22 protein-coding genes are annotated in these 19,287 nt (G+C 62.8%); 10 read left to right on the top strand and 12 right to left on the bottom strand.

What is annotated here, in order from left to right:
* The first annotated feature begins 190 nt into the window (after positions 1-190).
* The 4 genes from H7U37_RS11805 (at position 191) to H7U37_RS11790 (ending at position 3,340) form a co-directional block, all read left to right on the top strand.
* Positions 191-583: a spore cortex-lytic protein gene (locus H7U37_RS11805; RefSeq protein ID WP_204875937.1), complete on the top strand. Its 393-nt coding sequence runs from the start codon at positions 191-193 to the stop codon at positions 581-583.
* 15 nt (positions 584-598) lie between these two features.
* A complete protein-coding gene (locus H7U37_RS11800) occupies positions 599-1,729 on the top strand; it encodes a peptidoglycan-binding protein (protein ID WP_204875935.1) in 1,131 nt (376 codons plus the stop codon).
* 15 nt (positions 1,730-1,744) lie between these two features.
* A complete protein-coding gene (locus H7U37_RS11795) occupies positions 1,745-1,996 on the top strand; it encodes a peptidoglycan-binding protein (RefSeq protein ID WP_204875932.1) in 252 nt (83 codons plus the stop codon).
* Positions 1,997-2,131: 135 nt separating this feature from the next.
* On the top strand, positions 2,132-3,340 hold the full coding sequence (locus tag H7U37_RS11790) for a MalY/PatB family protein (protein ID WP_204875929.1): 1,209 nt from the start codon (positions 2,132-2,134) through the stop codon (positions 3,338-3,340).
* 136 nt (positions 3,341-3,476) lie between these two features.
* Here H7U37_RS11790 and tsf read toward each other — a convergent pair whose 3' ends face one another.
* The 4 genes from tsf to H7U37_RS11770 all read right to left on the bottom strand — a co-directional run bounded on the left by tsf (position 3,477) and on the right by H7U37_RS11770 (position 8,003).
* Positions 3,477-4,394 (bottom strand): translation elongation factor Ts, encoded by a 918-nt coding sequence (tsf, locus tag H7U37_RS11785; RefSeq protein ID WP_204875926.1) that lies wholly within the window; start codon positions 4,392-4,394, stop codon positions 3,477-3,479.
* A 96-nt stretch (positions 4,395-4,490) separates the two neighbouring features.
* The gene (gene rpsB / locus H7U37_RS11780) at positions 4,491-5,222 is read right to left on the bottom strand and encodes a 30S ribosomal protein S2 (protein WP_204875925.1); all 732 of its coding nucleotides are present in this window, start codon (positions 5,220-5,222) and stop codon (positions 4,491-4,493) included.
* 140 nt (positions 5,223-5,362) lie between these two features.
* Positions 5,363-6,085, bottom strand: a complete 723-nt coding sequence (locus H7U37_RS16275) for a 4Fe-4S binding protein (RefSeq protein WP_204875924.1) — start codon at positions 6,083-6,085, stop codon at positions 5,363-5,365.
* The gene (locus H7U37_RS11770; protein WP_204875923.1) at positions 6,078-8,003 is read right to left on the bottom strand and encodes a bifunctional metallophosphatase/5'-nucleotidase; all 1,926 of its coding nucleotides are present in this window, start codon (positions 8,001-8,003) and stop codon (positions 6,078-6,080) included. The genes H7U37_RS16275 and H7U37_RS11770 overlap by 8 nt, the downstream gene beginning before the upstream one ends.
* 160 nt (positions 8,004-8,163) lie before the next feature.
* On the opposite strand from H7U37_RS11770, the gene H7U37_RS11765 reads away from it, so the two are divergent.
* On the top strand, positions 8,164-8,841 hold the full coding sequence (locus tag H7U37_RS11765) for a histidine phosphatase family protein (RefSeq protein ID WP_204875921.1): 678 nt from the start codon (positions 8,164-8,166) through the stop codon (positions 8,839-8,841).
* 49 nt (positions 8,842-8,890) lie between these two features.
* On the opposite strand, the gene H7U37_RS11760 is transcribed toward H7U37_RS11765, so the two are convergent.
* The 7 genes from H7U37_RS11760 to H7U37_RS11730 form a co-directional block, all read right to left on the bottom strand.
* A complete protein-coding gene (locus H7U37_RS11760) occupies positions 8,891-9,730 on the bottom strand; it encodes an HAD family hydrolase (protein ID WP_204875920.1) in 840 nt (279 codons plus the stop codon).
* Positions 9,727-10,677, bottom strand: a complete 951-nt coding sequence (locus H7U37_RS11755) for a transketolase family protein (RefSeq protein ID WP_204875919.1) — start codon at positions 10,675-10,677, stop codon at positions 9,727-9,729. Before H7U37_RS11755 ends, H7U37_RS11760 begins: the two co-directional genes overlap by 4 nt.
* Before the next feature lies 1 nt (position 10,678).
* Entirely contained in the window at positions 10,679-11,524 is an 846-nt protein-coding gene (locus H7U37_RS11750; protein WP_204875918.1) for a transketolase, read from the bottom strand.
* Between the two features lie 210 nt (positions 11,525-11,734).
* A complete protein-coding gene (locus tag H7U37_RS11745) occupies positions 11,735-12,331 on the bottom strand; it encodes a cytidylate kinase-like family protein (RefSeq protein WP_204875916.1) in 597 nt (198 codons plus the stop codon).
* Positions 12,332-12,425: 94 nt separating this feature from the next.
* A complete protein-coding gene (locus H7U37_RS11740) occupies positions 12,426-13,652 on the bottom strand; it encodes an aspartate kinase (RefSeq protein WP_204875914.1) in 1,227 nt (408 codons plus the stop codon).
* An 88-nt stretch (positions 13,653-13,740) separates the two neighbouring features.
* Complete coding sequence (locus tag H7U37_RS11735) at positions 13,741-14,964, bottom strand: homoserine dehydrogenase (RefSeq protein ID WP_204875913.1); 1,224 nt, start codon at positions 14,962-14,964, stop codon at positions 13,741-13,743.
* 22 nt (positions 14,965-14,986) lie between these two features.
* Positions 14,987-15,427 (bottom strand): ACT domain-containing protein, encoded by a 441-nt coding sequence (locus H7U37_RS11730; protein ID WP_204875911.1) that lies wholly within the window; start codon positions 15,425-15,427, stop codon positions 14,987-14,989.
* Between the two features lie 178 nt (positions 15,428-15,605).
* Between H7U37_RS11730 and H7U37_RS11725 the strand changes: the two genes are divergently transcribed.
* From H7U37_RS11725 to H7U37_RS11705, 5 genes are all read left to right on the top strand, one after another.
* Positions 15,606-16,676 carry an AI-2E family transporter gene (locus H7U37_RS11725; RefSeq protein ID WP_204875909.1) on the top strand — a complete coding sequence of 357 codons (1,071 nt, stop codon included), beginning with the start codon at positions 15,606-15,608 and terminating at the stop codon, positions 16,674-16,676.
* Positions 16,677-16,784: 108 nt separating this feature from the next.
* Positions 16,785-17,363 carry a TlpA family protein disulfide reductase gene (locus H7U37_RS11720; RefSeq protein ID WP_204875907.1) on the top strand — a complete coding sequence of 193 codons (579 nt, stop codon included), beginning with the start codon at positions 16,785-16,787 and terminating at the stop codon, positions 17,361-17,363.
* Positions 17,360-17,509: a CD1871A family CXXC motif-containing protein gene (locus tag H7U37_RS11715; protein WP_204875906.1), complete on the top strand. Its 150-nt coding sequence runs from the start codon at positions 17,360-17,362 to the stop codon at positions 17,507-17,509. Before H7U37_RS11720 ends, H7U37_RS11715 begins: the two co-directional genes overlap by 4 nt.
* Entirely contained in the window at positions 17,502-18,374 is an 873-nt protein-coding gene (locus H7U37_RS11710) for a 4Fe-4S binding protein (protein WP_204875905.1), read from the top strand. The genes H7U37_RS11715 and H7U37_RS11710 overlap by 8 nt, the downstream gene beginning before the upstream one ends.
* An 80-nt stretch (positions 18,375-18,454) precedes the next feature.
* Positions 18,455-18,901, top strand: a complete 447-nt coding sequence (locus H7U37_RS11705) for a hypothetical protein (RefSeq protein ID WP_204875901.1) — start codon at positions 18,455-18,457, stop codon at positions 18,899-18,901.
* Positions 18,902-18,991: 90 nt separating this feature from the next.
* On the opposite strand, the gene H7U37_RS11700 is transcribed toward H7U37_RS11705, so the two are convergent.
* Positions 18,992-19,287, bottom strand: a 296-nt coding sequence (locus H7U37_RS11700; protein WP_204875900.1) for a hypothetical protein, incomplete at its 5' end; no start/stop codon positions are given.

Genomic DNA, 19,287 nt, shown 5'->3' with positions numbered 1-19,287 from the left:
GCAACTTGCTGTCCACAACCGCCGCTCAAACAACTTTCCCATGAGGCCCCTGGGCTGGCTTTCTCCCTCTGAGTTCACTGTCCAATATGTTTGACAAACCTACACTTTTTCAAATTTTTTTCACATTTCTTCCCGCCGCCGCATAGGATAGCCCGAACGACCGCGATCCCATTCAAAGGAGGAGTGTCCCTTGGCTTCTATCGGCACCATCGCCGTCCGCGTCTTTACCTCTGTGGCCCGTATCCCCATCCAGGGCGCCACCGTCGCCTTCACCCAAGGCGGCTTCGGCGGCCGCCAGACCCTGCTGGCTGTCCGGGTCACAGACCAGAACGGCCATACCGTACCCGTCCGCATCGCCACTCCGAATCTGGCCGAGGGCGCCTCTCCCGGCGGAGAGACCCCCTTCGCCACCTGCAACATCTGGACCGAGGCGCCGGGTTATGAGTACAGCGTCTCGACCGGCGTGCAGATCTTCCCCGGTGTGGAGACCGTACAGGACATCGCCCTTATCCCCTTGCCTGAGCATACCCAGCCCAACCCAGACAATACCCAGTTTTCCTACACCACGCCCCAGACCCTTTGAAAGGAGGCGGTCCCTTTGCCCCCCATCGTAACCCCCTACATTCCCCAGTATATCACCGTCCACCTCGGATCGCCCGATTCCAACGCTGAAAATGTCACGGTTCCCTTTCCCGACTATGTGAAAAACGTGGCCTCCAGCGAGATCTATCCCACCTGGGAGCCGGAAGCCCTCAAGGCCAATATCCTGGCCATCATCTCCTTTGCCCTCAATCGGGTCTATACCGAGTTCTATCCCAGCCGGGGCTATCCCTTCAACATCACCTCCAGCACCGCTTATGACCAGAAATTCATCAAGGGGCGCAGCTTCTTTGAAAACATCGAGCAGCTGGTGGATGAGCTCTTTACCACTTATATCCGCCGCATCGGCTATGTGGAGCCCCTGGCCGCCAAGTTCTGCAACGGTACCACCGTTACCTGCGACGGGCTCTCCCAGTGGGGCAGCCAGGCCCTGGCCGAGCAGGGCTACGACGCCATGTCCATCCTCCGTTATTATTACGGCGACAACATCGAACTGGTCACCAACGCACCGGTTATGGGGGTGCGCTACTCCTACCCCGGCTATCCCCTCCGCCAGGGAGATTCCGGCCCCAGCGTGGTACAGATGCAGACCATGCTCCGCCGCATCTCCCAGGATTATCCCGCCATCCCAACCATTCAGGCCGACGGTATCTTCGGCCCCAACACCCAAAAGGCCGTGGAAACCTTCCAGCGTATCTTCGGCCTCACCCCTGACGGTATCGTGGGCACCGCCACCTGGTATAAAATGGTCTACCTCTACGTGGGCGTCACCGATCTGGCCGAGCTGGTCAGCGAGGGGCAGACCTTTTACGGTGTGGAGTTCCGGGACGCTGCCGCCGAGCTCCTCCGCTCCGGCAGCGAGGGCGACCGGGTCAAGATCCTCCAGTATATGCTGGATGTCCTCTCCGAGTTCTATCCCGCCATTCCAGCCGTTACCGTAGACGGCGTATACGGCCCCGCCACCCGGCAGGCGGTGCTGGCTTTCCAGCGGGAGTCCGGCCTTCCACAGACCGGCGCCGTGGACGGCGATACCTGGGCCGCCCTCTATCAGGACTACGCCGGCATCCGAGACACCGTGGTGGTCAATGATATTCTGCTGCCCCTGGGCGCTCTGCCCGCCCAGGCTTGAAAGGAGGTTTCCCCAATGCCAGGCTCCGACCCCCAATTGATCCAGGTCCAGCGGATGTTCCGCCGCCTTGCCCCGCTGCTCTCCCCTCTGGAGGACTGCCCCGTCAGCGGACGGCCCTGCGCCGCCACCCGCCGTAACCTGTGCCGGGTCCAGCGCGCCCTGGGGCTCCCCCAGACCGGCCGGCTGGACGACGCCCTGGCCCAGCGCCTGGCCCGGCTGGAAGCCCTGTGCGCGGTATGCGCCGCGCCGTCCCTTCCGCCCCCCTGAATCTTGCCCCTCCGGCTGCCCGTCCCCACCAGGACCGGCAGCCCTTTTTCATGCCTGCCGCCTCGCCGGTGACAGCGCGGGATTTTTATGCTATAATCCCGTTATTCCACTTCTACCGGAACGAGGTCGTTTTTCATGGAATTTGATTTTCTCTCTCCCCTGGACCGGCAGGGACGGGACGCGCTGGCGGTGGATGTCATTCCCATCCCAGGCGCTCAGATCCGGCCCGGCTTCTCCCGGCTGCCCATGTGGGTGGCCGATATGAACTTCCCCACTCTGCCCGCCATCCCGGAGGCCATCATCCGCCGGGCCTCTCACCCGGCCTACGGCTATTTTCTCCCCTCCGACGACTACTATAACGCCATCCTCCGGTGGCATCAGACCCGAAACGGCGTCTCCGGCCTGGAACGGCGCCACATTGGCTACGAAAACGGTGTGTTGGGCGGCCTGCTCTCCGCCTTGCAGGTGCTCTGCGCCCCCGGCGGCAAGGTCCTCCTCCACTCCCCCACCTACATCGGCTTTACCAAAAGCCTGGAGCGCTACGGCTGTTCCATCGTACAAAGCCCCCTCCGGCAGGACGGGCAGGGCGTTTGGCGGATGGATTACGACGATATGGAGGAAAAGCTCAAAGCCCATTCTATCCATGCCGCCATCCTCTGCTCCCCCCACAATCCCTGCGGCCGGGTCTGGACGGGGGAAGAGCTGGAACGGGCCATGGACCTCTTTCGGAAATATAACGTCTACGTCATCTCCGATGAGATCTGGTCTGATCTCACTCTAGGCACGCATCGCCATATCCCCACGCAAAGCGTCTCCCCTGACGCCCGGCAGCGGACCGTCGCCCTCTATGCCCCCAGCAAGACCTTCAACCTGGCAGGGCTGGTGGGCGCTTACCACATCGTTTACAACGACTATCTGCGGGAACGGATGGAGCAGTGTTCCGCCCGCTCCCACTATAATGAAATGAACGTCCTCTCCATGCACGCCCTCATTGCCGCGTACAGCGACGCCGGGGGGCGCTGGGTGGACGAGCTGCGGCAGGTTTTGGGGGAAAATGTAGATTACGCCGTGGATTTTATCCGCGCCCGCTTCCCCGGCGTCACCCTGGCCAAACCGGAGGGCACTTACATGCTCTTTTTGGATTGTGAAGAGTGGTGCCGTCAAAACAGCAAGAGCCTGGATGAGCTTCTCCGCGCCGGTGTGTCGGTGGGCGTGATCTGGCAGGACGGACGGCCCTTCCACGGTCCCTGGTCCATCCGGATGAATCTGGCCCTGCCGCATCCGCTGGTGCGGGAGGCCTTTGACCGGCTGGAACGGTATGTGTTCCACCCCTCGGTTGGATAAGCCCTTGCGGCGCCCGCCGTCCATACTGCAAACCACGCGGGCGACCATAAAGGTCGCCCCTACGAACGAAAAACGAGGTTAGGAACCATTTCTGATTCCTAACCTCGTTCTCGTTTATCAAATAAGAGCCGGAAGCTTACTTGCCCAGCTGCTTGGCGATCTCCTCGGCGAAGTTCTCCTGCTTCTTCTCGATGCCCTCGCCCTTCTCAAAGCGGACGGCGGCCTTGAAGGTGATGGTGCCGCCCAGAGCCTTGGCGGCGGAAGCCACATACTGCTCCACGGTCATGGAGCCGTCCTTCACGAAGTCCTGCTGCAGCAGGCAGTTCTCCTCGTAGAACTTGTTCAGCTTACCCATGACGATCTTCTCGCGGACCTGCTCGGGCTTGGAGGCCATCTTGGGGTCGTTGGCCATCTGGACCATCATGATCTTCTTCTCCTCGTCCAGAGTGGCCTGATCCACCTGGCTCTTGTCCCAGAAGCGGGGATTCAGCGCGGCGATCTGCATGGCCACGTCCTTACCGGCGGTCTCCACCTGCTCGGCAGTCAGGCTAGTCTCCAGGTTGACCAGCACGCCGATCTTACCGCCGGCATGGTTGTAGGGCACGGAGACGCCCTCGGTGTAGAAGGCAAAGCGGCGGACCTTGATGTTCTCGCCGATGACCAACACCATCTCCTGCTGCTGCTCGGTGACGGTCAGGTCGGTCCCCTGGTACTTGCAGGCCATCAGGGCGTCCAGGTCGGCGGGCTTGTTGGCGGCCACGGTGGCGGCCACGCCGTGGACGAAGTCCACGAACTTCTCATTCTTGGCCACGAAGTCGGTCTCGGCATTGACCTCGACCACCACGCCGATGCCGTCGATGACGGCGGCGTAGGCCATACCCTCGGCGGCGATGCGGCCGGCCTTCTTCTGGGAAGCGGCCAGGCCCTTCTCGCGGAGCAGCTCCACGGCCTTGTCCATATCGCCCTCGGCCTCGGTGAGGGCCTTCTTACAGGCCATCATGCCAACGCCGGTCATCTCGCGCAGCTTCTGTACGTCCTTTGCAGTGATTGCCATGATCACATACCTCCATAACTTGTTTGGTAAAAAGAAAGGAGCGCCTGCCCGCACGGGCGGGCGCTCCCGATATCCTGTGCAATGGGACCTGCCGGATTACTCGGCGGTCTCCTCGGTCTTGGCGGCCTCCTCGGCGGCGGCGTCCTGACCCTGCTTGCCCTCCTGGATGGCGTTGGCCATCACGCCGGAGATCAGCTTGATGGCGCGGATGGCGTCATCGTTGCCGGGGATCACATAGTCGATCTCGTCGGGGTCGCAGTTGGTATCGACGATGGCCACGATGGGGATGTTCAGCTTGCGGGCCTCGTTGATGGCGTTGCGCTCCTTGCGGGGGTCAACGACAAACAGAGCGCCGGGCAGCTTCTTCATCTCGGTCACGCCGCCCAGGTACTTCTCCAGCTTGGCGATCTCGCCCAAGTGCTTCATGACTTCCTTCTTGGGCAGCATATCGAAGGTGCCGTCCTCCTGCATCTTCTTCAGCTGGTTGAGACGCTCCACGCGGCCGCGCATGGTCTTGAAGTTGGTGAGCATACCGCCCAGCCAGCGGGCGTTCACATAGTACATGCCGCAGCGGCCGGCCTCTTCCTTGATGGCCTCCTGGGCCTGCTTCTTGGTGCCCACAAAGAGCAGGGTCTGGCCGCTCTCGCCCAGAGAACGGACGAAGTTGTAGGCCTCTTCCAGCTTCTTCACGGTCTTTTGCAGGTCAATGATATAGATACCATTGCGCTCGGTGTAGATGTAGGTGGCCATCTTGGGGTTCCACCGACGGGTCTGGTGGCCGAAATGCACGCCGGCCTCCAGGAGCTGCTTCATAGAAACGACTGCCATGATTGATATTCCTCCTTTTGTTGTTACCGCCACCGGTCTCATCTTCCCTGCCCACCCTTGCGGGCAACCGGGCATAAAATCAACCGATGTGTGTAATCATGCTCCGATAGTATATCCTATTTTTCCTTCGGATGCAAGAGCTATTTTTGAAAAAATGCGGTTTTTTCTTCCGCCATCCCCCGCCGGATGTACCAGAGCGGAAGAGGCGTACGGAAAACCAGCCGCTTTGCCCCCGTGGGACAGACCCTTACGCAGGCCCCGCAGCGGATGCAGCCCCGCCCGCCGGTGGGACAGACCGCCGCGCAGCTCCCGCAGCCGGTGCATCCCGCTCCCCTTTTGGGCGGCGGCGCGCACAGCCAGGCCATCAACCGCTGCGGCACGTGAGCCCCCGGCGGAGGCAGACAAATCCCCCGCTCCCGTTCCTTCACGTCCCGGTAAAACGCCTCCAGCGCCAGCCAGTCCCAGGCGTTGGTCCGCTTGGGGACGCCGGGCACACAGTCGTAGCAGTGAGGGCCGGGCAGCGCCGCCGCGCCCACTACCGTCCCGCCCTTCTCCGTCACCGCCCGGGCGCATTCCTCCAAAGCCTGCCCCCGGTTCACGCTGCCGTAAACCGCGATGAGCACCCACCGCACCGGACGGACGGGCAGCTCCTCCAGCCAGTCCAGCAGCAGCTCCGGCACGCCGTTGGCGTAGACCGGAAAAATCAGCGTACCGCGGTCTCCCGCTTCGGGACGCGGTGCCCCGGCGCGCTCCTCCGGCGTGGTCAGTCCGTGGAGAGTTAGACCGGGAAATCTTTCCTCCAACCCCTCCGCCACCGCCCGGCCGGTCCCGGTGGGGGAAAAGTACCAGAGCCCCTCAGCCACGGTAGGACCGATAGCCGCGCCGGCTCCTTCTGCCATACCCCTTCCGCCGCCGCTGGCCGCCGGTAAGGCGGACGATCAAAAATACCGCCAGCACCACCACCAGCAGGAGCACCAGCCATACGATCACCGTCAAAAGCCGGGGATGGGACACCAGCTCCACCGGGTTCCAGCTGTCCGACACCACCTTACGGCCCTCCGGCCCGCTGTAACGGCTGTCCACCGTCCCCATGGACCGGAGATAACCGGCCAGCGCATACCAAGCCTTCACTTCCGCGCCGTTCTGATCCTGGATGATGCGGCTCTCCAGGTCCTCCAGCGGCGCGCCGCTCTCGTCCCGGGGCGTAATGGTCAAAAGCCCGAAGGACTGGGCGTTCACCGCCCCCAGCATCTGGCCGGTATACAGGTCGGCCACCACCCGGTAGAGCCGGTCGTCCTCGATCTCCGCCGTGCTCCCGTCGGGCAAAATCTGGGCGCAGCCGGTCACCTTGTCAAAAATCATCCGGTGGGTGTTGAAGCTCCATTGCATCCCCGCGCCGTACAGCTGGGCCGCCGGCATCAGCGGTGTCACCGATGCGTCTACCTCAAAGGCGTCCTTCAGTTCCGCGCCGGTGAGATAGACCGAGATGAGCGGATAGCCCGGCGTCCCATCCGCCCCAATCCCCAGAGAGAGGATGTTGAAAGCGTCCGCCGTGGTCACCGCCCCCTGGGGCAGGGTGGCGCGAATCACGCCGGAGGGCACCACCGCAAAATCCACCGGCACATAGTCCGTCCCCTCCGCCTCCTGCACCGCGTACACATAGCTGTCGGCAATGAGATTGCCCAGGCGCTCCTCCTCCTGCACCAGGCCCAGCGCGCTGATGGCTGTAAAGATATAGGGGTTGTCAGCTAAAACCTGGTCATAGGTCATGCCATAATCCTTCAGATAGGTCTCCCCCACCAATTCCTGAAAACTGTCCGCCATGGCGGTCATGGCGCTGTCCTCCTCCACGCCGTCGTCCAGCGCCACCAGGCGGTAGTCCAGCAGCGCCAGCCCGTCGGTCCCCTTTTCCACCGTCAGCACGCCCAAGTTTTCCGTATACGGTCCGCAGGACACAATCAGCGTGTCATTGACGGCGATGGGCTCCTCCAGCACCGTATGGGTGTGGCCGGAAATGATGACGTCGATACCGTCCACCTTTTTGGCCAGCTCCACGTCCTCCCCCTTTCCGTTTTCCGTGCCGCTGTGGGAGAGACAGATGATATAGTCCGGGTCCTCCTGCTCCTCCAGCTCCTCCACCACCCGTTTGGCCGCGTCCACGATGGGCTCCAGTGCCATCCCGGACATGGGGGCGCATTCGTCGGCGTCCTCGCCCAGCACCCCAAATACGCCGATGCGCAGTCCCTCCCGCTCAATGACGGTATAGCTGGTCACTGGATAGTCCGCCAGGGCCTGGGTCACCGCCGCCCCCGCCTCCGGGTCCAGAGGGGTGGTGTAGTTGGCCTGGACAATGGCGGGCAGCACTTCGCCGCTCGCTTTGGCGGCGTTGAGCATTTTGGCAAGGCCGTCCGCCCGGTAGTCAAACTCGTGGTTGCCCAAAGTGGTCACGTCGTACCCCAGCGCACCCAGGGCCCGCAGTTCCGGGGCCTCCTCACTGTAAATGGTCTGGATCAGGGACCCCATGGAAAAGTCGCCCCCGTCCACTGTGATAACGGCGTTGTCCGCCTCTTCCCGCTCCCTTTTCAAAACAGTGGCCAGGCGGGTATAGCCCCCATAGGTGCCGGTTCCGTCCTCGGTGGGTTCCGGATACCAGTGGTCGTGGGTGTCGTGGGTAAAGAGAATGGTCAGCGGCGGCGCGCTTTCCGCCGCCAGGGCCGGAACGCTCCCCAGCAGCAAAGTACATGCCAAAAGCGCGCAGAGAATACGGGTCATCTTTCCCATGACAGGACGCCTCCTTCATCATTCCGATGTTGTTATGTTCTATTGTGCCATAGTTCTGTCAAAAAGAAAAGGGCAAATCCCCGTCTTTTCGTCCCCTTCCCCCTATGCTATAATAAGGCAAGGCTATCTCAAAACATCCCATTGACCGAGGAGGCGCGCCATGTCACATTCCATTACCCTCTATTTGGTCCGCCATGGGCAGACCATGTTCAACCAGATGAACCGGGCCCAGGGCTGGTCCGACTCCCCCCTCACCGCCGCCGGACGGGAGGGCGCCGCCAGGCTGGGCGACGGCTTTGCCCGGGAAGGGGTCCGCTTTGATCTGGCCTGCGCCAGCGACAGCGGACGGGCGGTGGAGACCGCATCCCTGATTTTGTCCCACGCCGGGCAGGCGGATCTCCCCCTCCGGCGGGACGCCCGGCTGCGGGAGTGGTGCATGGGCGACTTCGAGGGCGGACCGGTCCAGGATTTTCTGGACGCCTTTACCGCCCGCTTTCCCGGCGATCCCTACCACCCGGACCGGTTCCACGCCCTCCCCGACTGGGCGGACTGCCTGCTGGATCACGACAGCACCGGCATGGTGCAGCCCTTCGATGTCATCTGCCGCCGGCTGACGGACGGTCTCACCGACCTGATGCAAACGGCGGAACAGATGGGGGCGGACAAGGTGCTGGCTGTCTCCCACGGTCTGGCCATCAAGACAGTGCTCTATGTCCTGGCCAGGGACCGGATGGAGGAGGCCGCCAACCTGAAAAATACCAGCGTCTGCACCTTCCGGTGGGATGGGACCGCCCTCCATCCCCTGGTACTCAATGACACCCACTATCTGGAAGAATAATAAACGCGCTGCGGCAGGAAACCGTCCCGCCGCAGCGCGTCTTTTATCCTTATTTTTGCAGAAAATCCCGCTCCACCGCCTGGCCTACGCCTCCCTGGGCGTTGCTTGCCGTCTCATACCGGGCCGCCGCTCTGGCCGCCGGGCCGGCGTTGGCCATGGCGTAGGACTGCCCCGCCCAACGGAGCATCTCCACGTCGTTGCCCCCGTCCCCAAAGGCCATGACCGCCGAGGCGTCCATGCCCAGAGCGGCGCACAGCTCCGAGAGGGCGGCGCCCTTATCGCAGCCGGCGGCGGTAAACTCCATGCTGGAGGTGAGGCCGGAGGCCATATACACCGGTCCCAAAGCCAAAACCGCCTCTTCCACCGGCTTTCGCGCCTCTTCCGGCACGTGGAACGCGTCGATCTTTTCCACACGGCGGTCCGCCAGCGCCTCGTCCAGGCTGTCCACCACTGTGGTGATCCGCAAAAAATTCTCCTGGAATTTGGGATTGAGCAGCGTCAGCTCCGCCATGTGCATGGCTTTCTCCACCATCCAACGCTCCACATAGCATTCCCCTTCACAGTAGACCGAAAAGAAAATGTCGTAGGCGCGAAGAGCGGCGGCGATACCGGTCCACACCCGTCGGTCCATTCCATGGGCCACCAGGGTCTTTCCGGTGGCCGCTTCTACCACCGAAGCGCCGTTGCAGGTGACCGCGTAATCCAGGCAGCCCAGCTGGGCCGCTATATCCTGCACCAGGCTCCAGGGCCGTCCGCTGGCAATGACGATGGACGCCCCACGGGCCGACGCTTCCCGCAGCGCCGCCACATTGACGGCCGGTATGGTGCAGTGGTCTGCGTCCAGCAGGGTGCCGTCCAGATCGCAGGCGATGAGGCGGACGGGGCTCATTTCCGCTTGGCCTCCACCGCCTGGCGGGCCTTGGCTGCGATGCCCTCAGGGGACAGGCCAAAGTATTCCAGTACCTTCTCTGCCTTGCCGGAGCAGCCGAACACATCCTCCACGCCGTGGCGGATGACAGGCACCGGATACACGCCGGACAGATAGCCGGCGACGGCCTCGCCCAGACCGCCCACGATGTTGTGCTCCTCGCTGACCACAATAGCGCCGGTCTCCTTGGCCGCCTGAAGCACCATCTCCTCGTCGATGGGCTTGACGGTGTGCATATCAATGATGCGGGCGTCGATGCCCTCGGCGGCCAGGATCTCGCCCGCCTTCAGGGCCTTCTGCACCATCATGCCGTTGGCGATGATGGTCACGTCCTTGCCCGCCCGCAGGAGGGTACCCTTGCCCAGGGTAAAGCTGTAATTGGGCAGAGCGTCGGTGACGGTCTCCACCGCCAGGCGGCCCAGACGCAGATAGGCGGGACCCTCATAGTCCACCAGAGCCTTGACGGCCTGCTCCATCTCGTAGGCGTCGCAGGGGCAGCAGACCACCATGCCCGGCAGGCAGCGCATGAGGGCGAAGTCCTCGCAGCACTGATGGGTAGCGCCGTCCTCGCCCACCGACAGACCGCCGTGGGAACCCACGATCTTCACATTCAGCCGGGGATAGGCCACCGAGTTGCGGATCTGCTCAAAGGCACGGCCGGCGGCAAACATGGCAAAGCTGCTGGCGTAGGGCTTCTTGCCCGCGGCGGCGAGACCCGCGGCCACGCCGATCATGTTGGCCTCGGCAATGCCCATGTTGAAAAAGCGATCGGGGTGGGCGTCGCCGAAGGTCTGGCTCATGGTAGAGCAGGCCAGATCGGCGTCCAGCGCCACGATCTCAGGGTGGTCATACCCCAGTTTGGCCAAGGTCCGGCCATAGGCCACGCGGGTGGCAAGCTTCTCTCCCATTTTATCTGCCCTCCAGTTCTTCCAGCGCGGCCGCCAGCTCGGCGTGGGCCACGGCATACTGCTCGTCATTGGGCGCTTTGCCGTGCCAGCCGGCCACGTTCTCCATGAAGGAGACGCCCTTGCCCTTCACAGTTTTCATCAGAATCACCGTGGGACGGTCTTTGCACGTTCTGGCCTGGGCCAGGGTGTCGGAAATGGCGGCGTAGTCATGGCCGTCCATCTTCAGCACATTCCACCCAAAAGCCGCGAACTTCTGGTCCAGCGGCTCGCTGGGCATCACGTCGGCGGTGGCGCCGTCAATCTGGAGCCCGTTCACGTCCACGATGGCGCACAGGTTGTCCAGATGATACTTGGCCGCCGCCATGGCAGCCTCCCACACCTGGCCCTCCTCCACCTCGCCGTCACCCAGCAGGGCATAGATCCGGTAGTCCTTCTTGTCTACCTTACCGGCCAGCGCCATCCCCACCGCTGCGGAAATGCCCTGACCCAGAGAGCCGGTGGACATATCCACCCCCGGTACCTGGTTCATATCCGGATGACCGGACAGATTCCCGTCCAGCGCGCGGAACTCCATGAGTCGCTCCACAGGGAAATAGCCCCGCAGCGCCAGCATGGGGTAGAGCGCCGGCGTACAGTGTCCTTTGGAGAGCACAAACCGGTCCCGGTCCTCCCAGCGGGGACGGGCGGGATCAATGTTCATCTCGTCAAAATACAGCACGGCCATCAGATCCATGGCGGAAAGAGAGCCGCCAATGTGGCCGGAAGCCGCCTTGTGCACCATATCCATGGCATACACTCTGGCCTTGGCCGACGTCACAGCCAGCTGGTGTACCTTTGCCTGTTCCATTCGATCACCTTTTCCTTCCAAAACGATAAAATCGTTACCCGAAGTTTGTCCTGTACAGTATAGCGCAACACCGTGCGGCGGCGCAAGGGTTTTTCTGTGTTTTTGTCCATTACAGGACAGCCTCTCCCCCTATTCTGCCCACCTTTTGTGCATTTGACCAAAAGGGGCCGGGGCCAGCCCTTTTCAGGCGGTCCCGGCCCTTACGGCGCTTTATCCCATTGCCGCATCCATGGCCAGCGCGGCGTGCCGGATGGCCTCCACCGCGTTCTCCAGACCGATGCGGGTGCTGATGCAAAGATCGTAATTGGACATGTCGCCCCAGCGGCGGCCCACAAAGTGGTTGTAATAGGAGCTGCGCAGCCGGTCCTGCCGCTGGACAAAGGCCTCCAGATTGGCGGCCGTGTCGTGATACTCCTCCCGGGCCCGCCGTACCCGCTCCTCCAGGGGCGCCATGATAAAAACCTTCAGGGTGGACGGCCGCTTTTCCAGCACATAGTCGGCGCACCGCCCCACGATCACGCAGCTGCTCCCATCCGCCGCCGCCTTGATGGCCTTACTCTGGGCCACAAATACCTGGTCCGGCGGCGACATGATCTGGGTCATGCCGTACAGATCAAAGAGAAAGCTGCCCGTGGTCTGAAATTCGTTCTGCCGGATGTAATGCTCTGTCAGTCCCGTCTCCTGGGACACCTTCTGAATGATCTCCTTATCATAATAGGGGACCTCCAGCAGTTGGGACAGACGCTGGGCGACGATCCGCCCGCCCGAACCGTACTGACGGCTGATGGTAATGACGACGTGTTTCATAGAGAGCACCTCCATCCCTAGTAATTGCTCCAATTATAACACATCTTTCGCATGAAATGCAATTTTCTTTTCCCATCCGCCGGGCAGGCAGGTATCAGTTCCCGTTGCCGAACTGGCTGAAGAAGCGGGCGTGGATGGCCTGCACCGCCCGGTCCGCGTCCTCCTTGTTGACCAGCACCGATACCTTGATCTCGCTGGTGGAGATCATGTTGATGTTGATCCCAGCGTTGTACAGGGCCTCAAACATCTGGGAGGCAACGCCCGGATTGTTCACCATGCCCGCGCCCACGATGGACACCTTGGCAATGTCGTCCACCACGTCCACATGGTCGAAGCCGATGGAGGACTGCCGCTCCTCCAGCAGCTCCTTGGCCCGCTCCATATCGCTGTGGCGGACGGTGAAGCTGATGTCCTTGGTGCCGCCCCGGCCGATGGACTGGAGAATGATGTCTACATTGATGCGCTCCCGGGCCAGAATGGAGAAAATTTTGAAGGCGATGCCGGGCTCATCCATCAGACCCACAACCGCCAGACGGGCAATGTCCTTATCCTTTGCGACCCCGCTCACATAGGGCTTTTCCATGGTTTTTGTAACCTCCTTGACGATTGTACCGGACTGGCCGGAGAAGCTGGAGAGGACCTCCAGATTGATGTTATACCGCTTGGCCATCTCCACCGAACGGTTGTGCAGGACCTGCGCGCCCAGGGTGGCCAGCTCCAGCATCTCGTCGTAGGTGATCTCGTCAAGCTTGTAGGCGTCCTTGACCAGGCGGGGATCGGCGGTGTACACGCCGTCCACGTCGGTGTAGATCTGGCACAGGTCCGCGTGGAGCACCGAGGCCAGCGCCACCGCCGAGGTGTCGGAGCCGCCCCGGCCCAGGGTGGTGATGTCGTCATACTTGTTGATCCCCTGGAAACCGGTGACGATGACGATGCACCGTTTATCCAGTTCCGCCAGGATGCGCTCGGTCTCGATGCGCTTGATGCGGGCGTCGCCGTAGGCGGAATTGGTGCGCACCCCCGCCTGCCAGCCGGTAAGCGAGATCACCGGATAGCCCATGGTCTCGATGGCCATGGCGCACAGGGAACAGGAAATCTGTTCGCCGGTGGAGAGCAGCATATCCATCTCCCGCTTGGAGGCGTGGGGATTGATTTCGGCGGCCTTGGCGATGAGGTCGTCGGTGGTATCCCCCTGGGCGGAGAGAACCGCCACCACGTTATGCCCGCGGCGGTAGGTCTCGGTGATGATGCGGGCCACGTTGCGGATGCGGTCGGCATCAGCAACGGAGGACCCGCCGAATTTCTGTACGATAAGTCCCATGGAAGTGATGTACCCCCTCGATCAGAGTGAAGTGTCTATATATGGAAGGAGCGATCGGCTCCCGGTCCATCTTATGCCCGATGTCCGGTCAGTGGTTTTTGTCCAGCACCCGGATCTGGGAAGCGGGCGTCCCCAGGCCGGCCAGCTTTTCGGCCAGCGCGCCGGCGGTCATGGGGCCGGTGAGGAAGGCCACCTCGCCGGCCGGCGCGCCGGGACGGGCCAGGGCGGAAATCTCTCCCAGCGCGGCACGCACTCCCTCGATGGAGGCGTTCATCCGCACATACCAAGCGCTCTCCAGGCCCTCGGGGCTGACCACCAGCTCCGGGTCGCCCTGGTCCCAATGCAGGTATTTCTTGGTCTTGCGGTGCTTGGCCGCGTCCACCACGTCGGCCACCACGGCGGAGGCGGTGGGGCGCTTGCCGGCTCCCCGGCCGTAGAACATCACATCGCCCACCGCGTTGCCCCGGACGGTGATGGCGTTGAACACGTCCTCCACGCCGGACAGCGGGTCCTCCCCATCCACCAGATGGGGCGCCACATAGACGCAGATCTTGCCCCCCTCCAGGCGAATGGCCCGGCCCAGGAGCTTGATCTTCCGGCCGCAGGCGTCGGCATAGGCCACGTCGGCCAGGGTGATATGGCTGATGCCCTCGGTGGACACCTGGGCGGGATAGACATGCCGCCCAAAGGCCAGAGCGGACAGAATGCAGATTTTACGGCAGGCGTCGTGGCCCTCGATGTCGGCGGTGGGGTTCTGCTCGGCGTAGCCGTTCTGCTGAGCCTCCTTCAGCGCCGCCTCAAAGGAGAGGCCCGCCCGGATCATCCGGGTGAGAATATAATTGGTGGTGCCGTTGAGGATACCCACGATCTCCTCAATCTCGTTGGCCGCCAGGCACTGGTTCAGGGGACGGATGATGGGAATGCCGCCGCCCACGCTGGCCTCAAAGAGATAGCTCACCCCGTGCTCCTCCGCCAGGCGGAGCAGGTCGTAGCCGTGCTCGGCCACCAGCTCCTTATTGGAGGTGACCACGCTCTTGCCCGCCTTCAGGGCCCGCTCGGTAAACTCCTTGGCCACCCGGGCGCCGCCGATGGTCTCCACCACCACGTCCACCTCGGGGTCGTTCTCAATGATGGCAAAATCATGGACGAATTTGTCCGCAAAGGGACTTTGGGGAAATTCCCGCACATCCAGAATGTATTTCAGGCGGATATCCTCCTCCGCCTTCCGGTCGATCTGACCGTTGTTCTCGGTGAGGACCTCCGCCACGCCGGAGCCTACCACGCCATAGCCCAAAATCGCTACATTTACCATAATTACCTCTCTCCTTCTCCATCTAGCCCGCCAGGATCTCGCAGCGAACCACGCCCTCTACCGACAGCGCCCGGGACAGCAGCTCCTCCATGGATACCTCCAGCCCGGAGGTCTCCGCGCCGATGGTCACCGCCGCGCAGCCGTTGGCCGGGATGGCCTGGTTGATGGTCAGAATATTCCCGCCGCTGCGGGCAAAGATATTGAGGACCGAGGACAATACCCCCGGCTCATCCTTGAGCAGGATCTGAAACGTCACGATCCGCCCTTGCAGCATGTCGTTGAACGGGCGGACGGCATCCTTATATTTATAAAATGCACTGCGGCTGATCCCCGCCCGCTTGGTGGCCAGATGGACGGTGTCCACCTCCCCGGTCTCCAGCATCCGCTTGGCCTCGGCCACTTTGAGAAAGATCTCCGGCAGCGCGCCCGCTTCCACAATGAAATACTTTGGTGTCTTGGACAATGCGATCCCCCCTGTATGTCTTTGCTGGGAAGTCATTTGTTCGTGATATGCGTTATATTGTACCATAACGGCGACGCCGCCGCAACCGGAAACCGATGGCGTCCGCTCCAATTTCCCGCCCTTGTCTCTCGGTTACTTTCGTCATTTTCACCAATCTTCCGTCAAAAGGAGGCTGCCCTTGTCCTGGTCCTTCCACTGGCGGGCGCTCCCGGCCCCGGTCCGCGCCGCCCTTCTGGCCGCCTTGACCGTCCTGGGTTTCGCCCTGCTCTTCCCGTTCCTTTCCCCTTTCTTTGCCGCCCTTCTTCTGGCCGCCTGCCTGGAACGGCCGGTGGCGTTCCTCTCCCGGCGGACCTTCCCCCGGTGGCTGGCCGCCGCCCTCTGCACCGCACTCCTCACCCTCCTGCTCCTGGGGACCGCCGCCTTGCTCCTCTGGCGCGGCTGGGCGGAGCTCACCGCCCTGGCCGGACATCTGCCCGCCCTGGCCGCCGGTCTGGCGCGCCTGGACCGCTGGGCGGAGGTCCTCCTTCTGCGCCTGGTCACCGCCGCGCCCATTCCCCTTCAGGAGCCTATACGTCTGGCCTTTGAGCAGCTGAAATTGCAGGCTGTGGATCTGGGCGGACAGGCAAGCGCCGCGCTGGTGGCCTGGCTGGTGGAGCTGTGCACCGATCTGCCCCGGCTCCTGCTGGCGCTGGGGACCACCATACTGGCCACCGCCCTCACCAGCGCCCAATGGCCCGCTCTTCGCCGCTGCGCCGGCCGGCTGCTCCCAGCCGGCTGGAACAAGCGCCTGGCTTTGGTGGGACGCGCGCTGCGCACCGCCCTGTCCGGCTGGCTCCGCGCCCAGGGCCTGCTACTGGCGGCGACCTTCACCCTCCTCACCGTTGGGCTGTCCCTGCTGGGGCTGGACGCCCCCCTGCTGGCCGCCGCGCTCATTTCCCTTGTAGATCTGCTGCCTATATTGGGGGCGGGTGCGGTTCTTCTCCCCTGGTCGGCGGGCGCCTTTTTGTGGGGAAAGCCGGCGCTGGCCCTGGGACTGCTGGCCCTCTATGCCCTGCTGGCGGCGGTACGGGGCGTACTGGAGCCCAGGCTGGTGGGCAAATCGGCCGGACTCCCGCCGCTGGCTGCCCTGGCCGCCATGTACGCCGGCTTTTCCGCCTTCGGGCCGGCGGGTATGCTTTTGGTACCCATGGGCGCGGTAATGGTCAAAGCCCTGTGGGACGGCGGCTTTTTTCCACGTGCCGGCACATAAGCGCTATTTTACCACCTTTTACCTCCGGTTTGCAAGATGGGATTGACTTTTCCGCCCCGGTGCGGTTATCATGTTCATACGATTCTTTCCCATTGAGGAGGCTTTTGTATGAAACGTATCCTTCCCGTCCTGGCGGGCGCGGCCCTGCTGACTCTGGCCCTGGCGGCCTGCTCCGACCAGCCGGCGGAACCTACCCCCACGCCCGTCCCTTCCGTCTCGGTGGTCCAGGAGGACGTGCCCATCCTGTCCGCTTTCTCCACCACCGATCTCCAGGGCAACGAGGTGGACCAGTCGGTCCTGACCGGGAAAAAACTGACCATGGTCAACGTATGGGCCACCTACTGCGAGCCCTGCAAGGAGGAAATGCCCGACCTGGCCCAGCTCAGCCAGAACTATGAGGACGTGCAGATCATCGGCCTGGTGTCCGATGTGCTCAACGCCGACGGCACCGTCAACCAGGACCAGGTGGACACCGCCATCGCCCTGGCGGAAGAGGCCGGCGTCACCTATCTGAATCTGATCCCCTCTCAGGACCTGGCCTCCAACGTCCTCGGCCAGATCTACGCCGTCCCCACCACCTTCTTCGTCAACGAGGACGGCGACCAGGTGGGCAGCGTCTATGTGGGGGCCCGGGACGCCGACGGCTGGGCCGAGATCATCGACGCCCTGCTGGAGGCGCTGAAATGAGGGCCCTGTTCCGCTCCCTCCTCCCCGCCCTGCTTTTGATCGCCCTGGGCGCGGTCCTGATGGCCGCCGGCGTGACGCGGGGAGAACAGGACATCGTCTTTATCAAGGCGTCCAACCTGTGTATGGAGTGTATCGGCCTTGGATAAAAAAATCTCCCTCCGCCAGCGCATCCGGCTGGCCGTTCAGCTGTGCGTCACCGCCCTCACCAACGGCTATGTCCAGGGCTTTGTGTCGGGGCGCATCTTTTCCGGCCCCTCCAAAGCCTACTGCGTTCCGGGGCTCAACTGCTACTCCTGCCCCGGCGCGCTGGGCGCCTGTCCCCTGGGTTCCCTTCAGGCGGTTCTCTCCAACCGCAATTACCGCTTTGCCGCCTATGTGGTGGGGTTCCTCCTGATCGTGGGCGCCTTCTTCGGCCGGTTCGTCTGCGGCTGGCTGTGCCCCTTCGGGCTGGTGCAGGATCTGCTCTACAAAATTCCCTTTGTCAAAAAGTGCCGCGCCCTCCCCGGCGACCGCTGGCTGCGGTGGATCAAGTACGGGCTGCTGGCGGGGTTTGTGATCCTCCTCCCCCTCTTCGCCGTGGACGCCGTGGGGCAGGGCTCACCCTGGTTCTGCAAGTGGATCTGTCCCTCCGGCACCCTCATGGGCGGGTGGCCTCTGGCCGTCCTCAACGAGGGGCTCCGCGCCGCTCTGGGCTTTCTGTTCGCCTGGAAAAGCGCGCTGCTGATCCTGCTGCTCCTCCTCTCGGTGGTGGTCTGCCGCCCCTTCTGCCGCTATCTCTGCCCCCTGGGGGCGATTTACGGTCTTTTTAACCCAATCGCCCTCTACCGCTTCCGCTTTGACTCCCACAAGTGTACCCACTGCGGCGCCTGCCAGAGGGCCTGCAAGGTGGACCTCTCCCCCTGCCTCAGCCCCAACAGCAGGGAGTGTATCCGCTGCGGCGCCTGCCTGGACGTCTGTCCCACCGGCGCGCTCTCCTCCACCCTCTCCCGGAAAGAATCCTCCCCTTCCTGACCGCCTTCTCGCTTTTTCTCTTGCAGGCTTTTATAAAATGCGTTAGAATAAATGCAAGTGTCAGACAGGAGGCCCTAGATATGGAATACACAGAAGGTATGGATTCTTTTTCCTTTGACTGCGGCATGATCGACGCTTACAACGAGACCGTCGCCCTGGGCGTGAAGGCCCTGGCGGTCAGCCGGCCGCTGGACCGGCGGGAGGACCGGGAGGCCCTCATCCCCTTTGTGCACGAAAATTGCCGCAAGCATCAGACCAAGCTCTATCCCGAGGACGATCCCCTCATCACCGACCTGGTGCCCGCCGGGCAGTATCAGGGGAAATTCCTCTTCCTCTTCTATCGGGCGGACCATGTGATCGAGGAATACATACGCCTGAAAGACCGGAAAAAGGCCCTGGTGGCCTCGGGCGCCTACTTCGGCGGCAACCGCAGCCGCATCGCCTGGGAATATGGCCGTCTGCTCTCCCTGCCGGAGGAGGTTATCCGTACCCTGATTGCGGAAAACAACGACAAAGAGCAGGTATAACCCCATACGCAAAACCACCGGCCTGACCGGCCGGTGGCGGACAAATCCTATTTTGACAGAAACGGCATGGCTTCGGCCATGCCGTTTTTCTTACCCCCACTTCCCCGGACGGCGGGGCTGTCCCCCCTCGTCCAGCGCCAGCAGCAGATAGGAACGGCCCTCCAGCTCCGCCGGACACAAAAGGCAAAAGGCCGCCTCCAGCGGAACCGGTCCCCCCCACCCAAAGGGCAAGGCCACCGTTTTTCCCCACGGCTCCGGACGATACAGCACCCCTCTTCGGCCCTCCGCCTGACCGCGCAGCACGCAGTCCTCCAGCAGCGCCTCCAGCTTTTCCACCCGGCGCCATCCCTCCGGCAGCGCCCCGCCCTCCGACGGAAAGACCAGAC

This window comes from Pseudoflavonifractor phocaeensis (genome assembly GCF_016901735.1).
Lineage (GTDB): Bacteria > Bacillota > Clostridia > Oscillospirales > Oscillospiraceae > Pseudoflavonifractor_A.
Note: the sequence above shows the minus strand (reverse complement) of the source record. Positions and strands in the feature narration are given on the sequence as shown.

What these genes read in the sequence shown, in the direction of transcription:
- H7U37_RS11795 (WP_204875932.1), top strand. Translation starts at nt 1,745, where the DNA reads ATGCCAGGCTCCGACCCCCAATTGATCCAGGTCCAGCGGATGTTCCGC.
- H7U37_RS11790 (WP_204875929.1), top strand. Translation starts at nt 2,132, where the DNA reads ATGGAATTTGATTTTCTCTCTCCCCTGGACCGGCAGGGACGGGACGCG.
- tsf (WP_204875926.1), bottom strand. Translation starts at nt 4,394, where the DNA reads ATGGCAATCACTGCAAAGGACGTACAGAAGCTGCGCGAGATGACCGGC.
- rpsB (WP_204875925.1), bottom strand. Translation starts at nt 5,222, where the DNA reads ATGGCAGTCGTTTCTATGAAGCAGCTCCTGGAGGCCGGCGTGCATTTC.
- H7U37_RS11770 (WP_204875923.1), bottom strand. Translation starts at nt 8,003, where the DNA reads ATGGGAAAGATGACCCGTATTCTCTGCGCGCTTTTGGCATGTACTTTG.
- H7U37_RS11765 (WP_204875921.1), top strand. Translation starts at nt 8,164, where the DNA reads ATGTCACATTCCATTACCCTCTATTTGGTCCGCCATGGGCAGACCATG.
- H7U37_RS11760 (WP_204875920.1), bottom strand. Translation starts at nt 9,730, where the DNA reads ATGAGCCCCGTCCGCCTCATCGCCTGCGATCTGGACGGCACCCTGCTG.
- H7U37_RS11755 (WP_204875919.1), bottom strand. Translation starts at nt 10,677, where the DNA reads ATGGGAGAGAAGCTTGCCACCCGCGTGGCCTATGGCCGGACCTTGGCC.
- H7U37_RS11750 (WP_204875918.1), bottom strand. Translation starts at nt 11,524, where the DNA reads ATGGAACAGGCAAAGGTACACCAGCTGGCTGTGACGTCGGCCAAGGCC.
- H7U37_RS11745 (WP_204875916.1), bottom strand. Translation starts at nt 12,331, where the DNA reads ATGAAACACGTCGTCATTACCATCAGCCGTCAGTACGGTTCGGGCGGG.
- H7U37_RS11740 (WP_204875914.1), bottom strand. Translation starts at nt 13,652, where the DNA reads ATGGGACTTATCGTACAGAAATTCGGCGGGTCCTCCGTTGCTGATGCC.
- H7U37_RS11735 (WP_204875913.1), bottom strand. Translation starts at nt 14,964, where the DNA reads ATGGTAAATGTAGCGATTTTGGGCTATGGCGTGGTAGGCTCCGGCGTG.
- H7U37_RS11720 (WP_204875907.1), top strand. Translation starts at nt 16,785, where the DNA reads ATGAAACGTATCCTTCCCGTCCTGGCGGGCGCGGCCCTGCTGACTCTG.
- H7U37_RS11715 (WP_204875906.1), top strand. Translation starts at nt 17,360, where the DNA reads ATGAGGGCCCTGTTCCGCTCCCTCCTCCCCGCCCTGCTTTTGATCGCC.
- H7U37_RS11705 (WP_204875901.1), top strand. Translation starts at nt 18,455, where the DNA reads ATGGAATACACAGAAGGTATGGATTCTTTTTCCTTTGACTGCGGCATG.